The following is a 21,845-nucleotide window of genomic DNA, read 5'->3' on the forward strand; positions in this document are numbered from 1 at the left end:
ATCCTTAGATTATTTTAATCTTTTAGACGTTAGTCTTTTCTCCCTTTGGAGATTCTACTTATTTGAAGGAATTTTGGTCCTTCAAAATTAAACAGAGTAAGTGCTCGCTACGAAAAGATCGTAATCTTTTCGAATTCTCCTTAGAAAGGAGGTGATCCAGCCGCAGGTTCTCCTACGGCTACCTTGTTACGACTTCACCCCAATCATCGATCCCACCTTCGGCCGCTGGCTCCAAAAGGTTACCTCACGGACTTCGGGTGTTACCAACTCTCATGGTGTGACGGGCGGTGTGTACAAGGCCCGGGAACGCATTCACCGCGACATTCTGATTCGCGATTACTAGTAACTCCAGCTTCATGTAGGCGAGTTGCAGCCTACAATCCGAACTGAGATCGGCTTTGTGAGATTTGCTCCACCTCACGATCTTGCATCTCTCTGTACCGACCATTGTAGCACGTGTGTAGCCCTGGACATAAGGGGCATGATGATTTGACGTCATCCCCACCTTCCTCCTGGTTACCCAGGCAGTCTTGCTAGAGTGCTCAACTTAATGGTAGCAACTAACAATAAGGGTTGCGCTCGTTGCGGGACTTAACCCAACATCTCACGACACGAGCTGACGACAACCATGCACCACCTGTCTCCAAGTTCCCCGAAGGGCACTCCCATGTTTCCACGGGATTCTTGGGATGTCAAGCCCAGGTAAGGTTCTTCGCGTTGCTTCGAATTAAACCACATGCTCCGCTACTTGTGCGGGCCCCCGTCAATTCCTTTGAGTTTTAATCTTGCGATCGTACTCCCCAGGCGGGGTACTTAATGTGTTAACTGCGGCACCGAGGTAACGAAACCCCGACACCTAGTACCCATCGTTTACGGCGTGGACTACCAGGGTATCTAATCCTGTTTGCTACCCACGCTTTCATGCCTCAGCGTCAGTTACAGTCCAGAAAGCCGCCTTCGCCACTGGTGTTCTTCCTAATCTCTACGCATTTCACCGCTACACTAGGAATTCCGCTTTCCTCTCCTGCACTCTAGATACCCAGTTTGGAATGCAGCACCGGGGTTAAGCCCCGGGATTTCACATCCCACTTAAGTATCCGCCTACGCATGCTTTACGCCCAGTAAATCCGGACAACGCTTGCCACCTACGTATTACCGCGGCTGCTGGCACGTAGTTAGCCGTGGCTTCCTCCTTAGGTACCGTCATTATCGTCCCTAAAGACAGAGCTTTACAATCCGAAGACCTTCATCACTCACGCGGCGTTGCTGCGTCAGAGTTTCCTCCATTGCGCAATATTCCCCACTGCTGCCTCCCGTAGGAGTCTGGGCCGTGTCTCAGTCCCAATGTGGCCGATCACCCTCTCAGGTCGGCTACGCATCGTCGCCTTGGTGAGCCGTTACCTCACCAACTAGCTAATGCGCCGCGGGTCCATCTCAAAGCGGATTGCTCCTTTAATCTTTCTATCATGCAATAAAAAGATATTATGCGGTATTAATCTTCCTTTCGGAAGGCTATCCCCCTCTTTGAGGCAGGTTACCCACGTGTTACTCACCCGTCCGCCGCTAATCCGTTCCCCGAAGGGAACTTCATCGCTCGACTTGCATGTGTTAAGCACGCCGCCAGCGTTCGTCCTGAGCCAGGATCAAACTCTCAATTTAAGATGATACTAGAAACTTGTTTCGTGTAGCATCTTACTCATCAGCGCTAGCTGAGGAGTTTCCTTTTAGCTTATTTACATAAACTATAAAGGTTTTAGCTATACAAATCAGTTTTCTTAATTTGAGTTTATCCACTTGCTCAAGCATTTTACTGACTTGAACTTGTTTCTTTATTTCTTTTCTTTTTCTCAAAAGAATGCGAGTTCTTTTATCTTACTCTGTTTAATTTTCAAAGACCAATTTCTTTAATTTTTGTCACTCTCTTCAAGCGACTTAATCAGTATATCAAACTGATTTATATTTGTCAACAACTTTTTTAAGTTGTTATTTTGTGTTACATTTGTTCTCTGTGGAACGTTTTTTATTATATCATCTATAAAACAATAACATCATTCTTTATCTATTATTTACTAAGATTATTTTTATTATACTTTAATTTTCTACATAATTCTAAGGTTTTAAATATACTGATACACTAGGCAAGGTTATCTTTAAGATAAGTTTCATTATACATTTTTGTTTATATTATAGTTAAATAAAACATCTCCTATTGATAATATAGAATATAAACTATTCAATAGGAGATGTTAAACTTCTTTTCTTAATCTTGTTTTCTTATATTTATAATAAGCTTAATGTTTAATATTAGAATCTACTTTTTTAACTTTAGATAACTGAACTTTAAAATTATTCTTCATAACACTTACATAGTATTCTCTAAGTTTTTTTTGCTCTAATTTTTCCTCTTCAGTCAATCCTTCTTCTTGGCTTTTCTTGTATAGTTCATTTATTCTAGCAATAATTTCACTAAATTCAATTTTACTGTAATCCATAATATATTCCTTTCTAGCATTTATATTTGGCTTTGTTAAACATTTTGTTGAATCTGTGATAAAATGACTTTCATATCAACATTTTTATCTAACATAGTTATATTTTAAATTAATATAATTTATTATACACTATACGCTTTTAAAAAGTATATCTTAATTATAAAATCCTATACTATACTTGCACCTTTTTCCACTTGCCACTCTTAAACCTAAAAAACAATAAACATCCTCTGAATATTAAATCAACACTCATAGCAATCCATGCCCCTATAAGCCCATAGCCTAATACTATAGCAAATAAATAAGCAAGGCTTAATCTTACACACCATATTCCAAGAACAGTAATTATAAGTACACTTCTAGTATCCCCTGCACCTCGAAGTCCTCCTGCAAAGCCCATGCAAGCTGCTAGAAATGGTTGTGATATAGCAACTATCCTTAAACAACTTCTAGAATACTTGAGAATCTCCTGATCTCTTGTAAATATTTTTAATAATAAATCGGGAAATAAAAAGAAAATTATACCTACCGATCCCATAAATATGGCTCCCATTTTCACAGCTACAAATCCACTTTTCTCAGCAACCTCAGGTTTTTCAGCTCCTAGATATTGTCCAACCAAGGTTGTAGCTGCAAGAGCAAACCCAAAACCTACATTGAATGAAAGGGATTCTGCAGTTAAAGTTATTCTATGTGATGCATACATAACAGTTCCTAAGCTTGAAACTATTCTTCCAAAGAGAAGTTGTCCAAATCTCATAAAGAATTGCTCTATTGCAGCAGGAATTCCTATATTAAATATTCTCTTTATAATTTTAAAGTCTAATTTTATTTTCTCTTTTAAATTTATTTTTATAGGAATTTTATCACTGAAAACTATAAATAAAACTATAACCCCACCTACTACCCTTGAAATTGTGGTAGCTATTCCTGCACCAGCAACCCCCATGCCTGCCCCTGGTATGAATATATTTACATTTTTACGAATTATGGGTATTACAAAGGATAGAGTTCTACTTTCATATATAAGAAAAAAGTTCCCTATAATATTTAAAAGATTTGCAGCACCATTTATATACATAGGTGTCTTTGTGTCTCCTGTTCCTCTTAGAACTCCAGACATTATTAAAGTTATTATCATCATAGGTAATCCTAGACTTGTTATTTTAAAATATTCTGTTGATATTGGAATTACATCTTGTTCTGCACCCATTAAGACTATAATACTTCTTGCTAAGCATAAGGCTAATATTGTAAAGACCACTCCAATTAATACACTAATTATTAAAGATTGTTTAGCAACTTCGCCGGCCTCTTTAGGTTTTTTTGCACCTATAGCTCTTGCAACTAAGGCTGTAGTTCCAACACTTATAGCAGCAAATACAGACATAGCAGTCATCATTGGCATATCGCTAAGCCCTATGGATGCAATAGCTGCAGCTCCTAAGCCACCTACCATAGCCATGTCTGCAAAGCCTAATAAGGTTTGCATGATCATCTCCATTATGGCTGGTAATGCAAGCTTAAATGTATCTTTAGCTAAATTATCTTCTCTTAACTCTTCAGTAATTTTATGCTTTTTTAGAGTTTTATCTTTCTGCGCCATAAATTCCTCCCCAATAAATTATTCTATTTTCAAAAATTTCGATATACTAATTATCTTAATGTAATTTTCATAATATTTCAACACAAAGAACTACTCTACACCCTTATAAACAATCATACATATTAAATATTGAGCTATAATCATCTAATACTTAATATCTAATGTTTAATAAACAATATACCTAAATAACATAAAACCATGCATAAAAGTAAATAAAACATCCTTTTATACATGGTTTCACTCATAGTAAATTAATAAATATTACTTTTACAACATATTCTAATATATCTTATAGATCCTTCTTTATATCCTCTACTATATTACCTTCTCTTATCTTTTTTAATGGAATTAAAGTAGATAAATATCCTATAGTCAAAGCTGATACTGTTGCTATTAAAATACTCATATATGGCAATGTTAGGTTTACATCGAAGGATCGTTGTGTAGTTTTATTTAAAATATTAACTAATACACTGCTTATAATTGTTCCATATAAGACCCCGATTAAACTACATAAAATCCCCTCTAGGGTAACCATCTTCTTTATTCCCCTATCCCCTAGTCCAACTGCTTTAACAATAGCAAATTCACGTTTTCTTAAAATTATATTAGTACTTACACTATTTATTATATTTAAGCTACTTATTAAAGAAATAACCACAATAAATCCATATATAAAAACCTTAATAGCTATATCCATTTGATTTGATTCCTGAAAATTTTTATATAAATTCATATAAGATGCTCGATTAGTAATAGCTTCAATTTTTAAATCTTCTATTAGTTTATTTATATCGTTTTTGCTTAAATCCTTTTTTAAACTTATGGATAAGTTTTTAGAAATTAATTTACCATCTTTGAAATTTTCTTGAATAAGACCATTTCTCCTTAAAATATCTTCTTTAATATTATAATCACCTTTGTAATATTTTTCTAATTCCATAAAACCCTTATTTATTATTTTCTCTTGAAGAGTGTTTGATGCTATTATTTTTAAATTTCCATTTTGATTATAACTTTCTCCATAAGGACTTTTATTTAGTATTCCACATATTTTAGCCTTAGTTTTAATAGTGCATATATTTTTATCCTTATCATATATATCATTTCTTATTTCTATAAAATCTCCAACCTTAAAATCATGAGTTTTAATTATAGAACGTTTTTTACTTACAGGATCTATATTATAGTCATTTTGAAGAAGTAATACTTGATTTTCTTCAATCATTTTTTTATAATCAATAGAACCAGACTCCAAATAACTCCTAAATTCATTCAACTGTTCTTCTTCATAACTAGATATACTAATCCTTTGTTCCACCATATTCCCATCTTTATTTCCATACCTCAATGCCCTCTTATCTAGAACTTTATTTTCGGGAATTTTTATATTTCCACCAATATAATCAAATTCTCTATCTACGTTTATTCTTGAATCTTTTTTTAGTTTCTCATATAGATTAAATCCCTCTCCCCCTTTGGTAGAAAAATCTTTATTATAAATATTAAATATAACTTTAGACCCCCTATTGCTTCTACCATAAGTCTCTTCTATATCCATAATATTAAATAAAAATCCATGAAAAACAACAAATAAAATTACACTTATAGCTATAGAAAAGCTGGTAATCCTAAACTTTTTCTTATTTCTTTTAAGATTTTTATACGCTAGTTGCCCTTCTATTTTAAATATTTTTTTTATAAGTTTATTTGTTTTTACATTTCCTTCTTTTTCTTTTATACTGCCTCTATTTTGTACTGCTACTAAAGGGGATACCTTTGAGGCGTATATAGCCGGAAAAATAGATGCTAAAAAAATTGCTACACTTCCTATTAAAACACTAATCATTAAGATCTTAGGAGAAATTATTACCTTAAAATTATTAAAATATGAGTATTCATTTTGTCCCAGAAAAAACATTACAACTTTAACTGCAATAACTCCACTTATAAGTCCTAAAGGAATACCTGTTAATCCTAGAATAATACTTTCCTTTATAATTAATTTTTTTATATGTTTAGGTGATCCACCTACAGATCTTAAAATTCCAAATTGCTTTATCCTTTCTAAAACAGAAATATTAAAAGAATTATATATAACTGCTATAGTACAAACTACTATTATAGAAATTAAGATAAGAGCTAAACTATTAACTGTAGAATCCATGCTACTATGAAAATTACTACTAACACTATTTATAAGTACCGAATTCTCCTCAATTTTATACTCATTACCTAGCTTTTCTCCCACTTTTATAAGTTCTTTCTGCATATTTTTATTTTCTATAAATTTTAAGTATAAGTCCACTTTATTCTCTTCAGAAAAATCATTTTTATATATTAAAATATCTTTTCTAGAAATAGAATTACTATCATAATAATCTTCTATAACTCCAACTATCTTAAATTCACGATTTCCAACCTCTTTATACTTTTCCTTGGTATTTTCATTATTACCCTCATCATCACTTTTATCTTCTTCACTATCTTGCATAACTCCATAAGGTAACTTAACAAGATCACCAATTTTTTTGTCTCCTAAAATTTGATCTAATGCTGACATTTCCACTATAGCTTCATTATTTTCCTTAGGTAATCTCCCCTGAATTATTTTTAAAGAAAGCATATTAAAAGAATTACTGCTAAGTTCCCTAATTCTTATATAATGTTTTTTATCTAACTTAGAATATCCTAACTCTTTATTAATTCCTATTTTATCTACTCCAACTGTTCCTTCAACTTCCTCTAACCTATTTTTATCTATAGATGAAACTTTAATATGATAATCCCCTTTATTTTTTCTTGCATTTTCTATGGTATTATTTTTATAACTTATGGCCATAGTTCCTATTGCAGTTATAAGGGATATGGATAATATTATGCCAAAAATATTAAGAATAGCTTTTTTTATATCTGATTTTAAATATCTATAAGTCATTTGAGAAAAACTAATCATTGCGAACCACCTCATTTTTCGCAATTTCCCCATCTTCAATTCTAATTATCCTATCTGCCTGCTCTGCTATATTTAAATCATGGGTTATTAAAATTAAAGTTTGATGATATTTCTTTGCTGAATACCTTAAAAGTTCTATAACTTCCCTGCTGTTTTTACTATCCAAATTTCCAGTAGGCTCATCAGCTAAAATAATAGGTGGTTTATAAGCTAATGCCCTTCCTATAGATACTCTTTGTTGCTGTCCCCCAGACAATTGAGAAGGAATGTGTTTTCTTCTTTCCTTTAGATCTAATATCTCTAAAAGTTCTTCTAAATACTCTTTTTCTATTTCTATATTATCTAGCATAAGTGGAAGAGCAATATTTTCTTCTATATTTAATACAGGAATTAAGTTGTAAAATTGAAATATAAACCCTATATTTCTCCTTCTAAATACAGATAGCTTCTCCTCACTAAAAGAAAATATGTCATGATTATTTATAATAATCTTCCCTGATGTAGCCTTGTCTAGCCCTCCAAGTATATGCAAAAGTGTACTTTTCCCTGATCCACTTGGTCCTACTATTGCAACGAATTCTCCTTTTTCAATAGAAATATTTATATTCTTAAGGGCTTCAACTTTAAGATCCCCTTTTCCATAAGTTTTACATAAATCAATAGTTCTTATAATTTCCATGTAGTAATCCCCCATAACTTTTAATTTTTATAACTAGACATACTAATATGCTATTCCTCTTTAAATTTTAAGAATCATAACATATATCTCTTATACAAAGGCTTCTAAACTTTCAAGGATAGTAAGAATACCATTTGAAATTAAGTAGTCTTTTTACAATTTAATAATACCAAATAAAGCTTACTTTTAAATGAATAGGAACCTTACAATTTAGTAAGATTCCTTAATTTATTACTTATTACATTAAATAACTTCTTCTAAAAAGGTTATAATAAATTCTGTACCCTTATTCTCTTCGCTTTTGACTCTTATATCACCATTTTGCAATTGCATAATAGATTTAGATAATGCAAGCCCTATACCCACACTATCAGATTTTTTAGATTTATTTCCTTTATAAAACCTCTCAAAAATATGAGGTATATCCTCCTTTAAAATCCCTTCGCCATTGTCCTTAACAATAATTTCTTTAAAAATAGGGTTATTCTTAAAATAAATATCTATTTTCCCACTATATTCTGTATGTTCTATGGAATTTTTTATAATATTACTCAATGCTTCTGCAGTCCAAAAACTATCATGTAAAACTATAATATCTTTATCATAATGAATTTTATAGGAAATATTTTTCTCTCTTATTTTTCCTTTTAAAATTTCTAAAGCCTCTAAAGTAGTATGAATAATAGATTCTTTTTCTAAATTAAACTCCAGAGCACCCGCTTCCAATTTAGCAAGTTTTAACAAGCTCTCAATAAGGTATTTCATTCTATTTAATTGTCTTTCACTATATGTACAAAGCTTTAAAACTTCATCTTTGTTGAATTCTTCCATGGATAAAATAATATCATTATATACTTTTAAAGATGATAATGGAGTTTTTAATTGATGTGAAATATCAGAAAGTAAATTCTTAAGAAATACCTTTTCATTTTTTAGTTCATCTATATTCATTTTTAATCTCTTTCCCATTTCATTAAAGTTACTATTTAACCTTGAAAATGTACCTTCCTCTAAATAATCTAATGTTGAGTCAAAGTTTCCATCAATAAATTCTGTAGATACTTTTATTACTTTATCAAGTTTAAAATATATTTTCGAATAATTAATATGTATTATGATGAGAAAAAACATAAAAAATATAGATGTAAAACCTATAAACCTAATTTTAGTGTCTTTGTATATATCTTTATATAAAGGGATAAGTTCTAATTGTATACTTTCATTATAACCATATTTCTCTAAAACTTCTTTCCCTTTTATATACTCCTTCTCTGATATATTTTTTGTAATTAATTTAATTTCTTTATTTATATCTAAATTAGGATTTGAATAAATATTTCCTATAATAGCGGTATTATTAAATACAAGCATCTTTTTATAATTGTCTATTTCATAATTTATAATAAATGTGCCTATAATTATAAATAAAACATAAATAATAATAAATTGGCTTATTATCTTTTTAATTTCTGGATTTTTAATAACCTTAATCATGTTTTTCCCCCTCTAACCTATAACCAAATCTTCTTACAGTTAATATTAATTTAGGTTCACTTGGATTGTCCTCTATTTTTTCTCTAAGCCTACGAATATACACAGACAATGTATTGTTATCCACAAATTCACCATAAACATCCCACAACTGTTGAAAAATTTGATTTCTTGTTAAAACTTGATTAGGATTTTGCATGAAAAATAAAAGCAATTTGTATTCCACTGAAGTTAAACATACTTCTTCCTCATTTTTATAAACCTTCGCCTGTTTTAAATCTAATCTTATATTATGTTTTTTAATAATATCCTTATTTTCTTCCTTTTTAATATTACCCTTTCTTCTTAAGACTGCTTTAATTCTAGCTATCAATTCCTTTACTCCAAAGGGTTTTGTTATGTAGTCATCTGCTCCTAAGTCTAATCCTAGAACAATATTAACTTCATCATCACAAGCAGTTAAAAAAATTATAGGTAAATCACTTCTATTTCTAACCTCTCTACAAAAATCATATCCATTTCCATCTGGAAGAGTTATATCTAAGAGTATTAAATCTATGGAATTATTATTTAATACTTCTCTACCCCCTTTTAAATCTTCACCTCTACTAACTGTAAATCCCTCTTTTTTTAAGGCATATTCGATTCCTAATGCTAAACCATCATCATCCTCAATTAGTAAGATTTTTTCCACTTTTAATCTCCCCTATTTATTCTTATATTTATTATCCTTTATCCAGGACTATCCGCTCTAATACTCCAATCGCACTCTGTGAAACTACTACTCCAATCGCACTCTGTGAAAACCATTCCTACCAAACCGAAGATTTGGACTCTCTGCCTTTCTTTAAAGTTGGAGAAGATTCGACTATGTGCCTGGATAAATATTTCTAAAGTATAACTACTTTTATAACTTATATAATCATTATATACTAAATTTTTGCATAAAAAAAAACAAGTTATGAATTTCTTCATAACTTGTTTTGGTGGAGATAAAGGGATTTGAACCCTTGACCCCCTGCGTGCAAGGCAGGTGCTCTCCCAGCTGAGCTATACCCCCAAATATGGTGGATCATCAGGGACTCGAACCCCAGACCTACCGGTTATGAGCCGGTTGCTCTAACCAACTGAGCTAATGATCCGTATTTACCTGGCGACGTCTTACTCTCCCACAGGGCTTCCCCTGCAGTACCATCAGCGCTATAAAGCTTAACTTGCCTGTTCGGTATGGGAAGGAGTGTTACCTTTACGCCATTGCCACCAGATGCTGATTTACAGAAATCTGTGATTTCGTTTTAAATCAGTACTCATCAGCTTCGCTGAGGAGTTTCCTTAGAGAGATGTTCTCTCAAAATTGCACAATGAATATTATTTGGTCAAGTCCTCGACTTATTAGTATGAGTCAGCTACACATGTTACCATGCTTCCACCTCTCACCTATCAACCTTGTGTTCTTCAAGGAGTCTTACTGACTTAAAGTCATGGGAAATCTTATCTTGAGGTAGGCTTCACACTTAGATGCTTTCAGTGTTTATCCTGTCCCGACATAGCTACCCAGCTGTGCCACTGGCGTGACAACTGGTGCACCAGAGGTCAGTCCATCCCGGTCCTCTCGTACTAAGGACAGCTCCTCTCAAATTTCCTGCGCCCGCAGCGGATAGGGACCGAACTGTCTCACGACGTTCTGAACCCAGCTCGCGTGCCGCTTTAATGGGCGAACAGCCCAACCCTTGGAACCGACTTCAGCTCCAGGATGCGACGAGCCGACATCGAGGTGCCAAACCTCCCCGTCGATGTGGACTCTTGGGGGAGATCAGCCTGTTATCCCCGAGGTAGCTTTTATCCGTTAAGCGATGGCCCTCCCACGAGGTACCACCGGATCACTAAGCCCGACTTTCGTCCCTGCTCCACCTGTATGTGTTGCAGTCAGGCTCCCTTCTGCCTTTGCACTCTTCGCGCGATTTCCGACCGCGCTGAGGGAACCTTTGGGCGCCTCCGTTACACTTTCGGAGGCGACCGCCCCAGTCAAACTGCCCACCTAACAATGTCCGACGACCAGTTTCATGGCCCTTCGTTAGAACTCCAGTACTGTCAGGGTGGTATCCCAAGGACGACTCCTTACCCCCTGACGAGGGTATCTCCAAGTCTCCCACCTATCCTGTACAGACAATACCGAAGTTCAATGTTAAGTTACAGTAAAGCTCTACGGGGTCTTTCCGTCCAACTGCGGGTAGCAAGCATCTTCACTTGCACTACAATTTCACCGGATTTGTTGTTGAGACAGTGCCCAGATCATTACGCCATTCGTGCGGGTCGGAACTTACCCGACAAGGAATTTCGCTACCTTAGGACCGTTATAGTTACGGCCGCCGTTTACTGGGGCTTAAGTTCACTGCTTCGCTTGCGCTAACAGATCCCCTTAACCTTCCAGCACCGGGCAGGCGTCAGCCCCTATACATCAGCTTACGCTTTAGCAGAGACCTGTGTTTTTGTTAAACAGTTGCCTGGGCCTATTCACTGCGGCCTAGCTTTCGCTAGGCACCCCTTCTCCCGAAGTTACGGGGTCAATTTGCCGAGTTCCTTAACAACAATTCTTCCGTCGGCCTTAGGATTCTCTCCTCACCTACCTGTGTCGGTTTGCGGTACGGGCACCAAACTTCTCCATAGAGGCTTTTCTTGGCAGCGTGGAATCAGATACTTCGCGAATAAATTCGCTCCCCATCACACCTCAGCATTAACTAGACGGATTTGCCTATCTAGTCTGCCTAAATGCTTAGACATACAATCCAATAGTATGCACATCTTATCCTTCTGCGTCACCCCATTTGTCAAACGAAGTTTGGCGGTATCGGAATATCAACCGATTGTCCATCGCCTACGCTCTTCAGCCTGGGCTTAGGTCCCGACTAACCCTGAGAGGACGAGCCTTCCTCAGGAAACCTTAGGTATTCGGCCAATAGGATTCTCACCTATTTCTCGCTACTCATGCCAACATTCTCACTTCTGCACTGTCCACCGCTCCTTACGGTACAGCTTCAACCTGTGCAGAAAGCTCCTCTACCATGTACTACGTACATCCATAGCTTCGGTGGTAAGTTTTAGCCCCGAACATTTTCGGCGCGGGATCTCTTGACTAGTGAGCTATTACGCACTCTTTAAATGAGTGGCTGCTTCTAAGCCAACATCCTAGTTGTCTTAGAAATCCCACATCCTTTACCACTTAACTTACACTTTGGGACCTTAGCTGATGGTCTGGGCTCTTTCCCTTTTGACTACGGATCTTATCATTCGCAGTCTGACTGCCAGGATAAAAGTATATGGCATTCGGAGTTTGATAGAGTTCGGTAAGCGGTGAAGCCCCCTAGCTCATTCAGTGCTCTACCTCCATTACTCAATTACCTGACGCTAGCCCTAAAGCTATTTCGAGGAGAACCAGCTATCTCCGAGTTCGATTGGAATTTCTCCGCTATCCACAGCTCATCCCATGGTTTTTCAACACCAACGTGGTTCGGACCTCCACGGAATTTTACTTCCGCTTCATCCTGGCCATGGATAGGTCACCCGGTTTCGGGTCTACGACATGCAACTAAAGCGCCCTATTCAGACTTGGTTTCCCTTCGGCTCCACACCTTAAGTGCTTAACCTTGCTACATATCGTAACTCGTTGGCCCGTTCTACAAAAAGTACGCCGTCACACATATAAAGTGCTCCGACCGATTGTAGGCACACGGTTTCAGGTTCTATTTCACTCCCCTCCCGGGGTTCTTTTCACCTTTCCCTCACGGTACTTCTTCACTATCGGTCACCAGGTAGTATTTAGCCTTGGGAGGTGGTCCTCCCTGCTTCCCACAAGGTTTCACGTGTCTCGTGGTACTCTGGATCAGATCTGTGGTCTTCTTGTTTTGTCTACAGGACTATTACCTTCTGCGGTGAAGCTTTCCAGCTTACTTTGACTACAATAGCCTCCACGTTATGATCTGTCCGCAACCCCAGAAACAAGTTTCTGGTTTGGGCTCTTTCCCGTTCGCTCGCCGCTACTTAGGAAATCGATTTTTCTTTCTCTTCCTCCGGGTACTTAGATGTTTCAGTTCCCCGGGTTTACCCTTCTGAACCTATGTATTCAGTTCAGAATATACACTGTTTAGTGTATGAGTTTCCTCATTCGGAAATCTGTGGATCACAGCCTATGTGCGGCTACCCACAGCTTATCGCAGCTTATCACGTCCTTCATCGGCTCCTGGTGCCAAGGCATTCGCCATGCGCCCTTTCTAACTTGACCTATCATGAGTAACTAAAGTTTACATTTTTCAGTAAAATATAGTTATTATAATTATTATTCATTGTGCAATTTTCAAAGAACAAAGTAGTTAACTTAACATCCTTAGATTATTTTAATCTTTTAGACGTTAGTCTTTTCTCCCTTTGGAGATTCTACTTATTTGAAGGAATTTTGGTCCTTCAAAATTAAACAGAGTAAGTGCTCGCTACGAAAAGATCGTAATCTTTTCGAATTCTCCTTAGAAAGGAGGTGATCCAGCCGCAGGTTCTCCTACGGCTACCTTGTTACGACTTCACCCCAATCATCGATCCCACCTTCGGCCGCTGGCTCCAAAAGGTTACCTCACGGACTTCGGGTGTTACCAACTCTCATGGTGTGACGGGCGGTGTGTACAAGGCCCGGGAACGCATTCACCGCGACATTCTGATTCGCGATTACTAGTAACTCCAGCTTCATGTAGGCGAGTTGCAGCCTACAATCCGAACTGAGATCGGCTTTGTGAGATTTGCTCCACCTCACGATCTTGCATCTCTCTGTACCGACCATTGTAGCACGTGTGTAGCCCTGGACATAAGGGGCATGATGATTTGACGTCATCCCCACCTTCCTCCTGGTTACCCAGGCAGTCTTGCTAGAGTGCTCAACTTAATGGTAGCAACTAACAATAAGGGTTGCGCTCGTTGCGGGACTTAACCCAACATCTCACGACACGAGCTGACGACAACCATGCACCACCTGTCTCCAAGTTCCCCGAAGGGCACTCCCATGTTTCCACGGGATTCTTGGGATGTCAAGCCCAGGTAAGGTTCTTCGCGTTGCTTCGAATTAAACCACATGCTCCGCTACTTGTGCGGGCCCCCGTCAATTCCTTTGAGTTTTAATCTTGCGATCGTACTCCCCAGGCGGGGTACTTAATGTGTTAACTGCGGCACCGAGGTAACGAAACCCCGACACCTAGTACCCATCGTTTACGGCGTGGACTACCAGGGTATCTAATCCTGTTTGCTACCCACGCTTTCATGCCTCAGCGTCAGTTACAGTCCAGAAAGCCGCCTTCGCCACTGGTGTTCTTCCTAATCTCTACGCATTTCACCGCTACACTAGGAATTCCGCTTTCCTCTCCTGCACTCTAGATACCCAGTTTGGAATGCAGCACCGGGGTTAAGCCCCGGGATTTCACATCCCACTTAAGTATCCGCCTACGCATGCTTTACGCCCAGTAAATCCGGACAACGCTTGCCACCTACGTATTACCGCGGCTGCTGGCACGTAGTTAGCCGTGGCTTCCTCCTTAGGTACCGTCATTATCGTCCCTAAAGACAGAGCTTTACAATCCGAAGACCTTCATCACTCACGCGGCGTTGCTGCGTCAGAGTTTCCTCCATTGCGCAATATTCCCCACTGCTGCCTCCCGTAGGAGTCTGGGCCGTGTCTCAGTCCCAATGTGGCCGATCACCCTCTCAGGTCGGCTACGCATCGTCGCCTTGGTGAGCCGTTACCTCACCAACTAGCTAATGCGCCGCGGGTCCATCTCAAAGCGGATTGCTCCTTTAATCTTTCTATCATGCAATAAAAAGATATTATGCGGTATTAATCTTCCTTTCGGAAGGCTATCCCCCTCTTTGAGGCAGGTTACCCACGTGTTACTCACCCGTCCGCCGCTAATCCGTTCCCCGAAGGGAACTTCATCGCTCGACTTGCATGTGTTAAGCACGCCGCCAGCGTTCGTCCTGAGCCAGGATCAAACTCTCAATTTAAGATGATACTAGAAACTTGTTTCGTGTAGCATCTTACTCATCAGCGCTAGCTGAGGAGTTTCCTTTTAGCTTATTTACATAAACTATAAAGGTTTTAGCTATACAAACCAGTTTTCTTAATTTGAGTTTATCCACTTGCTCAAGCATTTTACTGACTTGAACTTGTTTCTTTATTTCTTTTCTTTTTCTCAAAAGAATGCGAGTTCTTTTATCTTACTCTGTTTAATTTTCAAAGTTCAATTGATTTAAATTACTTTTACATATTATCACTTGCTTTTAACTTTGTCAACATTTTTTTTAATGTTTTTTGTTTTCCAAAGAAGCGATGTACTTATAATAACACTATAGAATACAATTGAGAATCATAAAAAACAACTTTAACTGAAATTAAATTTAACTTTCTATAATTTTCTCCATTTTTCTAAATTATTTATATATAGATACACAAGGATAAGTTTCCATCACTTCATTGTTATTAGATATTTTAACTATGATATATATACATGCTTATATGTGTTTTTATACTAATATTTGCACAAGAAAAAATGTGAATTATTAAGGTAATAAACTTGTGATAAAGTGATTTTTATATTAAGATTTTTCCCTAATACAACCTAATATAATTAAAGCTGTATCTTCTATAGCCCTTTTAGTTACGTCTATAGTTTTGCACCTAAGTCTTTTCATTACCTTATCTGAAAAATCAAGTTCTTCTAAAATTCTCTCATCATTAGCATATTCTACTCCTGTAAGTGCCCTTTCAAACTTATCTAACCTTCTTTTCCTTATCTCTATTAATCTTAATGGATCAATAACTAACCCAAAAATTTTTCCTCTTTCAACCTCAAAAAGTTCTTTAGGTAATTCTATCTCTGGTATTAGTGGAATATTAATAGCCTTAATGCCTTTATTAGCTAAATACATACATAAAGGTGTTTTAGATGTTCTTGAAAGTCCTACTAAAACTACATCTGCATTTTTTATTCCTGAATAGTCTTTACTATCATCATACCTAATAGCAAACTCCATGGCCTCAATTCTCTTATAGTATATCTCATCTGTTTTCCATATAGCTCCTGGATTATATGATGGATATGTATTTAGCAAAGTTGAAGCTACGTTAATTATAGGTCCTAGTACATTGATGATATTTATATTATTTTCAATGCACTTTTGTGTAAGATATTCTCTAACATTTACAGTTATGATTGTAGAAACAACCATACATTTTTTACTGCTTTTTAAAGTTTCCATTACATGTTCTACCTCTTCTAAGGTCTTTACATAAGAAAGTCTCTTTACATGTACATCCTTAAATTGACTAGATACGGCAATAGATACCTGTTCTGCAGTTTCTCCTATGGAATCCGAAATTGCAAATATAGTTAACATACATTTCCTCCCATCTAATTTATTGAACTTCCCTTAATTTATTTATAATTAAGTATTAGCTTATTACCCTATCCATGCTTCTTATTTACTTCCCCCCGGAACTGATGATTACCACTCACTTCTATTATTTATAGATAAATTTTTTTAACTTAAAATAATAGAAGTGAGTTATTTTTATAAATCTACAATAGCTTATTTAATTAAAGATAAGGGATTATACTAATAGAGTTATAAGTAGTGTATTTTTATTTATATATTAAATATTAAATATTGAATTTTAAAATTAATTTACTTTAAATTCTCTACAAGTTCTTTAAACTTATTTCCCCTTACTTCAAAATTAGGGAACATATCAAAACTTGCACAAGCAGGTGATAGCACAACTGTATCTCCAGTTTTTGCAACTTTCATACTCTTTTCCACGGCTTCTTCTAAAGAATTCACCATATAAATTGATATGTTAAGCTTTTTCTCTTCTATTATCTTTTCAAAAACAGCTTTAATCTTCTCTCGAGTCGTTCCTAATAAAATTAAACTTTTAATTTTATCATATCCGTTTTCAGCTAAAGGCTCAAAAGGGATTTGTTTATCATATCCACCTGCTATTAATATTACAGGACTATGAAAGGATGAAATTGTAGCTAAGGTTCTAGTTGGGCTAGATCCTATGGAATCATTGTAATATCCTACCCCATTAACCTCTTTAATAAACTCATTTCTATGATGAACCCCCTTAAAACTAGTGGCTACTTTTTTCATTGTTTCCTTTGATACTTCTCCTTGTACAGCTAGGAAAGCAGTTAAATAATTTTCTATATTATGCATTCCTCTTATAATTATATCTTTTCCATTACAAACCTCTTCGCCATCTAAATACAATACTCCATCTTTGTAATAAGCTCCATTCTCTAATTGTCTCTTACTACTAAATAACTTGACCGTACCTTTTTCTTCTCCTAAGAAGGAGTAAGTTATATCATTTTCCCTATTTAATATAAGTAGGTCTTTACTATGTTGATACTTAAATATATTCTTTTTAGAATGGACATATTCTTCCATTCCTTTATGCATATCTAAATGATTAGGACTTAAATTTGTAACTACAGCCACTTCAGGAGATACATTCATTGTCATAAGTTGAAAACTAGAAAGTTCTATAACAACTTTATCCTCTGGTTTTATTTCTTCTATCTTAGAAAACAATGGAGTTCCTATGTTTCCTCCAACCCAAGTCTTATATCCTTGTGTTTTTAACATATTATATATTAAGGTAGTAGTTGTAGTTTTTCCATCACTACCTGTAACCCCATATATTTTAGCTGGACAATATCTTACAAACTCCTCCATTTCAGAAGTTATATAACTTCCAGATTCCTTAGCTTTTACAAAAGCTTCATTATCTATTCTCATAGAAGGTGACTTAAAAATTACATTAAAAGGAGTTAGATCATCTAAATAACTCTCTCCTAATTTTAAATTCACACCCCTTCTTTTAAAATCTACTAATAAACTTTCATCCAACTTATCTTCTGTTTTTTTATCTAGCGCTGTTATTTTAGCTCCTAAATCTAATAAAAAATATATAAGAGGCACGTTACTAACTCCGATGCCAACAACTCCTACTTTTTTATCTTTTATAAAAGTTTTAAATTCTGAAAAATTCTTTTTCATCTAAATTTTCGCCTCCAAATTAAATTTTCTATAAAAAACTTCTTCTCAATTTATATTATACACACTTTTTTAAATTCTGTAACATTAAGTAATATAATTGTATACTAAGTTCTTTTAAATGCAGTTGTAACTTTCTGAAAAATATTAATAAAAAAACTTTTTGACTTAATATTGCAAAATTCGACTTAATATGATATTATAATCATGTGCCGTAAAGAAATGATATAGATAATTCCCCAAGTATAGGTTAATCATTGACATATCCCATAATTATCATAAATAAAATAACAACCCCATGATTAACCCCTTTTAAACCGGATATAAATCCGGTTTTTTTTTATGTTTTTTTCAATACTTTATGGTTTTACATACATTAATATACATTAATTTATATTTTAATAATAAAAAAAGCTAGAATGCATCTAGCTTTTTTTATTATTATTTAAATTAAATAAATTTTATTTTAAAGTACAATTAAAATTGCAATTTTTCTTCTATAAAACTTTCTAGCTTATCTATATCTATTCTTATTTGCTCCATAGTATCTCTATCTCTTACTGTTACTTGATTATCTTCTAGAGTATCAAAGTCAATTGTTATACAATAAGGAGTTCCAATTTCATCTTGTCTTCTATACCTTTTTCCTATACTTCCAGTATCATCATAATCCACATTAAACTTTCCCCTAAGCACTGAATAAACCTCATCAGCTTTTTCAGATAATTTCTTAGAAAGAGGAAGTATAGCTGCTTTAAATGGTGCTAAAGCTGGGTGTAAATGCATTACTACTCTACTGTCATCATTGTCAAGTTCCTCTTCATCATAGGCATCTACTAAAAATGCAAGAGCTACTCTGTCTGCACCTAAAGATGGTTCTATGCAGTATGGCACATATTTTTCATTAGTTACTGGATCCATATAACTTAAATCAACGCCTGAATGATCCATATGTTTTTTAAGGTCATAATCTGTTCTATCTGCAATACCCCATAATTCTCCCCATCCAAATGGGAATAGGTATTCTATATCTGTAGTAGCATTACTATAGAAAGATAATTCTTCTGCTTCATGATCTCTATATCTTACATTGTCTTTATTTAAGCCTAGATTAAATAAAAAATCTAAACAATATTTTTTCCAGTATGCAAACCATTCTAAATCTGTGCCTGGCTTGCAGAAAAACTCAAGCTCCATTTGTTCAAATTCTCTAGTTCTAAAAGTAAAATTACCAGGTGTTATTTCATTTCTAAAAGACTTTCCTATTTGACCAATACCAAATGGAATCTTCTTTCTACTAGCTCTTTGAACTGATCTAAAATTAACAAAAATTCCTTGTGCAGTTTCTGGTCTTAAATATATTTCAGCTTTACTGTCTTCTGTTATTCCTTGGAAAGTCTTAAACATTAGATTAAACTTTCTTATATCAGTGAAATTCTTTTTACCGCAATTAGGGCACGCTATTTCATGCTCTTTTATATATTTTTCGTATTCTTCATTGGACCATCCATCTGCTGAAGCAACTTCTGCTCCTTGTGATGTCATATAGTCTTCTATGATTTTATCCGCTCTAAATCTAGACTTACAATCCTTACAATCCATTAAGGGATCTGAAAAATTTCCTAAGTGTCCTGAGGCAACCCATGTTTCTGGATTCATTAAAATGGCACAGTCTAATCCTACATTGTAAGGGCTTTCTTGTATAAATTTCTTCCACCATGCTTTTTTAACATTGTTTTTAAATTCAACTCCTAATGGGCCGTAGTCCCATGTGTTAGCTAATCCACCATATATCTCTGAACCCTGAAATATAAATCCTCTTGTTTTGCAAAGTCCTACTATTTTATCCATAGTTTTTTCTACAGCCATATAAACTCCTCCGTTCTTGAATAAAATTCTTTATATAACTTTTCTTGTAAAAGTTTCTAATTGGAGAAATGGATGCTTATAATTAAGCACCCATTCAAGTTACCTTTATTAGTTGTTTGATGGTTTCATTGTTGGGAATAAAATTACATCTCTTATTGAATAAGAATCTGTTAAGAACATGATTAATCTATCTATTCCTATTCCTAATCCACCTGTTGGAGGCATACCAATTTCTAAAGCATACATGAAGTCTTCATCTATAACGTAAGCCTCGTCATCTCCTAATTCTCTTTCTTTAAGCTGTTGCATAAATCTTTCTCTTTGTACTATTGGATCATTTAACTCAGAGTATGAGTTACAAATTTCTCTACCAAATACAAAGCCTTCAAATCTTTCTGTAAGAGCCTCATTTCCTCTCTTTTTCTTAGTTAGAGGAGAGATTTCCACTGGATAATCATAAATAAATGTAGGTTGAATCATTTTTTCCTCTGCATATTCTTCATATAATCCATTTAACACATCGGCTTTTGTACAATCTTTTAAATCCTTCTTAAATTCTAAATGTTTTTCCTTAGCTATTTCTCTAGCTTCTTCATCTGAGTTAACCTTATTAAAATCTACACCTGCATATTCTTTAACAGCATCCACCATAGTAATTCTTCTCCAAGGCGGCTTAAAGTCTATTTCAGTACCTTGGTATATTACTTTAGTAGTTCCTAAAACTTTTTCACAAACATGTGCTACCATGTTTTCAGTGATTTCCATCATATCGTTATAATCAGCATAAGCTTGATATAATTCAATCATAGTAAACTCTGGGTTATGTCTTACATCTATACCTTCATTTCTGAAGTTCTTACCCATATCATAAACTTTTTCAAAGCCTGCTACTATTAATCTCTTTAAGTATAGTTCTGTTGCAATTCTAAGATACATATCAATATCTAAAGCATTGTGATGAGTTATAAATGGTCTTGCTGCTGCACCACCTGCAATTGGAGAAAGAATCGGAGTTTCAACTTCCATAAATCCATTGTTATCTAAGTATTCTCTAATAGCTCTTATTATAGCTGTTCTCTTTACAAAAGTTTCTCTCACTTCTTCATTCATTATTATGTCTACTTCTCTATGTCTATATCTTAAATCTGGATCTTTTAACCCATGCCATTTTTCTGGTAAAGGTCTTATAGACTTACAAGTTAATTGGAAGTCCTTTATATGAACAGAAACTTCCCCTGTTTTTGTCTTAAATACAAATCCCTTAACGGAGATTATGTCTCCTATATTAAATGACTTAAACTCTTTTAGTTTATCTTCTCCAACGTCATCTAATTTAATGTATATTTGAATTTTTCCGTATTTATCATGGATATGAGAAAACCCAGCTTTTCCATGAACTCTTTTAGACATAAGTCTACCTGCTACGGTAACTTCTTTTTCTTGTAATTCTTCAAAGTGTTCTTTTATTTCTCTTGAATTATGAGTAACCTCTACTTTATATACATCAAAAGGGTCTTTTCCTTCCTTTTGAAGTTCTCTTAGTTTTTCTACTCTTTGAGCCATCTGCTCATTATATTCTTGCTCTTCTTTGTTTTGAAGCTTTAATTCCTTAAGCTCCTCTTTAGTTAATTGCCTTTCATCTGACATTGAAACTCC

12 protein-coding genes, 2 tRNA genes and 4 rRNA genes are annotated in these 21,845 nt (G+C 35.0%); all 18 read right to left on the reverse strand.

All coding sequences use genetic code 11. The features are described 5' to 3' along the window. Positions 1-144: 144 nt before the first annotated feature. Positions 145-1,659, reverse strand: a 16S ribosomal RNA gene (locus tag FNZ64_RS03535). A gap of 33 nt (positions 1,660-1,692) precedes the next feature. After that, positions 1,693-1,851 carry a hypothetical protein gene (locus tag FNZ64_RS14600; RefSeq protein WP_185903664.1) on the reverse strand — a complete coding sequence of 53 codons (159 nt, stop codon included), beginning with the start codon at positions 1,849-1,851 and terminating at the stop codon, positions 1,693-1,695. Positions 1,852-2,291: 440 nt separating this feature from the next. Next, positions 2,292-2,492 (reverse strand): DUF896 domain-containing protein, encoded by a 201-nt coding sequence (locus FNZ64_RS03540; protein ID WP_423244923.1) that lies wholly within the window; start codon positions 2,490-2,492, stop codon positions 2,292-2,294. 172 nt (positions 2,493-2,664) lie between these two features. Then, the gene (locus FNZ64_RS03545; RefSeq protein ID WP_142413487.1) at positions 2,665-4,098 is read right to left on the reverse strand and encodes an MATE family efflux transporter; all 1,434 of its coding nucleotides are present in this window, start codon (positions 4,096-4,098) and stop codon (positions 2,665-2,667) included. A gap of 289 nt (positions 4,099-4,387) precedes the next feature. Then, positions 4,388-7,054, reverse strand: a complete 2,667-nt coding sequence (locus FNZ64_RS03550; RefSeq protein ID WP_185903665.1) for an ABC transporter permease — start codon at positions 7,052-7,054, stop codon at positions 4,388-4,390. Continuing rightward, a complete protein-coding gene (locus FNZ64_RS03555) occupies positions 7,047-7,733 on the reverse strand; it encodes an ABC transporter ATP-binding protein (RefSeq protein ID WP_142413489.1) in 687 nt (228 codons plus the stop codon). Before FNZ64_RS03555 ends, FNZ64_RS03550 begins: the two co-directional genes overlap by 8 nt. A gap of 243 nt (positions 7,734-7,976) precedes the next feature. Continuing rightward, the gene (locus FNZ64_RS03560; protein ID WP_142413490.1) at positions 7,977-9,227 is read right to left on the reverse strand and encodes a sensor histidine kinase; all 1,251 of its coding nucleotides are present in this window, start codon (positions 9,225-9,227) and stop codon (positions 7,977-7,979) included. Beyond that, positions 9,220-9,918 carry a response regulator transcription factor gene (locus FNZ64_RS03565; protein WP_142413491.1) on the reverse strand — a complete coding sequence of 233 codons (699 nt, stop codon included), beginning with the start codon at positions 9,916-9,918 and terminating at the stop codon, positions 9,220-9,222. Before FNZ64_RS03565 ends, FNZ64_RS03560 begins: the two co-directional genes overlap by 8 nt. Positions 9,919-10,208: 290 nt before the next feature. Next, positions 10,209-10,284: transfer RNA gene (locus FNZ64_RS03570), tRNA-Ala, on the reverse strand. Positions 10,285-10,289: 5 nt separating this feature from the next. Continuing rightward, positions 10,290-10,366: transfer RNA gene (locus tag FNZ64_RS03575), tRNA-Ile, on the reverse strand. A gap of 6 nt (positions 10,367-10,372) precedes the next feature. After that, a 5S ribosomal RNA gene (rrf, locus tag FNZ64_RS03580) occupies positions 10,373-10,489 on the reverse strand. Positions 10,490-10,596: 107 nt separating this feature from the next. Next, positions 10,597-13,503: ribosomal RNA gene (locus FNZ64_RS03585) — 23S ribosomal RNA — on the reverse strand. Between the two features lie 242 nt (positions 13,504-13,745). Further along, positions 13,746-15,260: ribosomal RNA gene (locus FNZ64_RS03590) — 16S ribosomal RNA — on the reverse strand. The 16S, 23S and 5S rRNA genes sit together here with 2 tRNA genes alongside, the layout of an rRNA operon. Before the next feature lie 33 nt (positions 15,261-15,293). Continuing rightward, positions 15,294-15,452: a hypothetical protein gene (locus tag FNZ64_RS14605; RefSeq protein WP_185903666.1), complete on the reverse strand. Its 159-nt coding sequence runs from the start codon at positions 15,450-15,452 to the stop codon at positions 15,294-15,296. A gap of 399 nt (positions 15,453-15,851) precedes the next feature. Beyond that, positions 15,852-16,652: a pyruvate, water dikinase regulatory protein gene (locus FNZ64_RS03595; RefSeq protein ID WP_142413492.1), complete on the reverse strand. Its 801-nt coding sequence runs from the start codon at positions 16,650-16,652 to the stop codon at positions 15,852-15,854. Between the two features lie 288 nt (positions 16,653-16,940). Continuing rightward, on the reverse strand, positions 16,941-18,323 hold the full coding sequence (gene murD, locus FNZ64_RS03600; RefSeq protein WP_142413493.1) for a UDP-N-acetylmuramoyl-L-alanine--D-glutamate ligase: 1,383 nt from the start codon (positions 18,321-18,323) through the stop codon (positions 16,941-16,943). 474 nt (positions 18,324-18,797) lie between these two features. After that, positions 18,798-20,189: a glycine--tRNA ligase gene (locus FNZ64_RS03605; RefSeq protein ID WP_142413494.1), complete on the reverse strand. Its 1,392-nt coding sequence runs from the start codon at positions 20,187-20,189 to the stop codon at positions 18,798-18,800. Between the two features lie 108 nt (positions 20,190-20,297). Next, positions 20,298-21,836: a lysine--tRNA ligase gene (lysS, locus tag FNZ64_RS03610; RefSeq protein WP_142413495.1), complete on the reverse strand. Its 1,539-nt coding sequence runs from the start codon at positions 21,834-21,836 to the stop codon at positions 20,298-20,300. Between the last annotated feature and the right edge of the window lie 9 nt (positions 21,837-21,845).

It is taken from the genome of Hathewaya massiliensis, assembly GCF_902143515.1.
GTDB lineage: Bacteria > Bacillota > Clostridia > Clostridiales > Clostridiaceae > Hathewaya > Hathewaya massiliensis.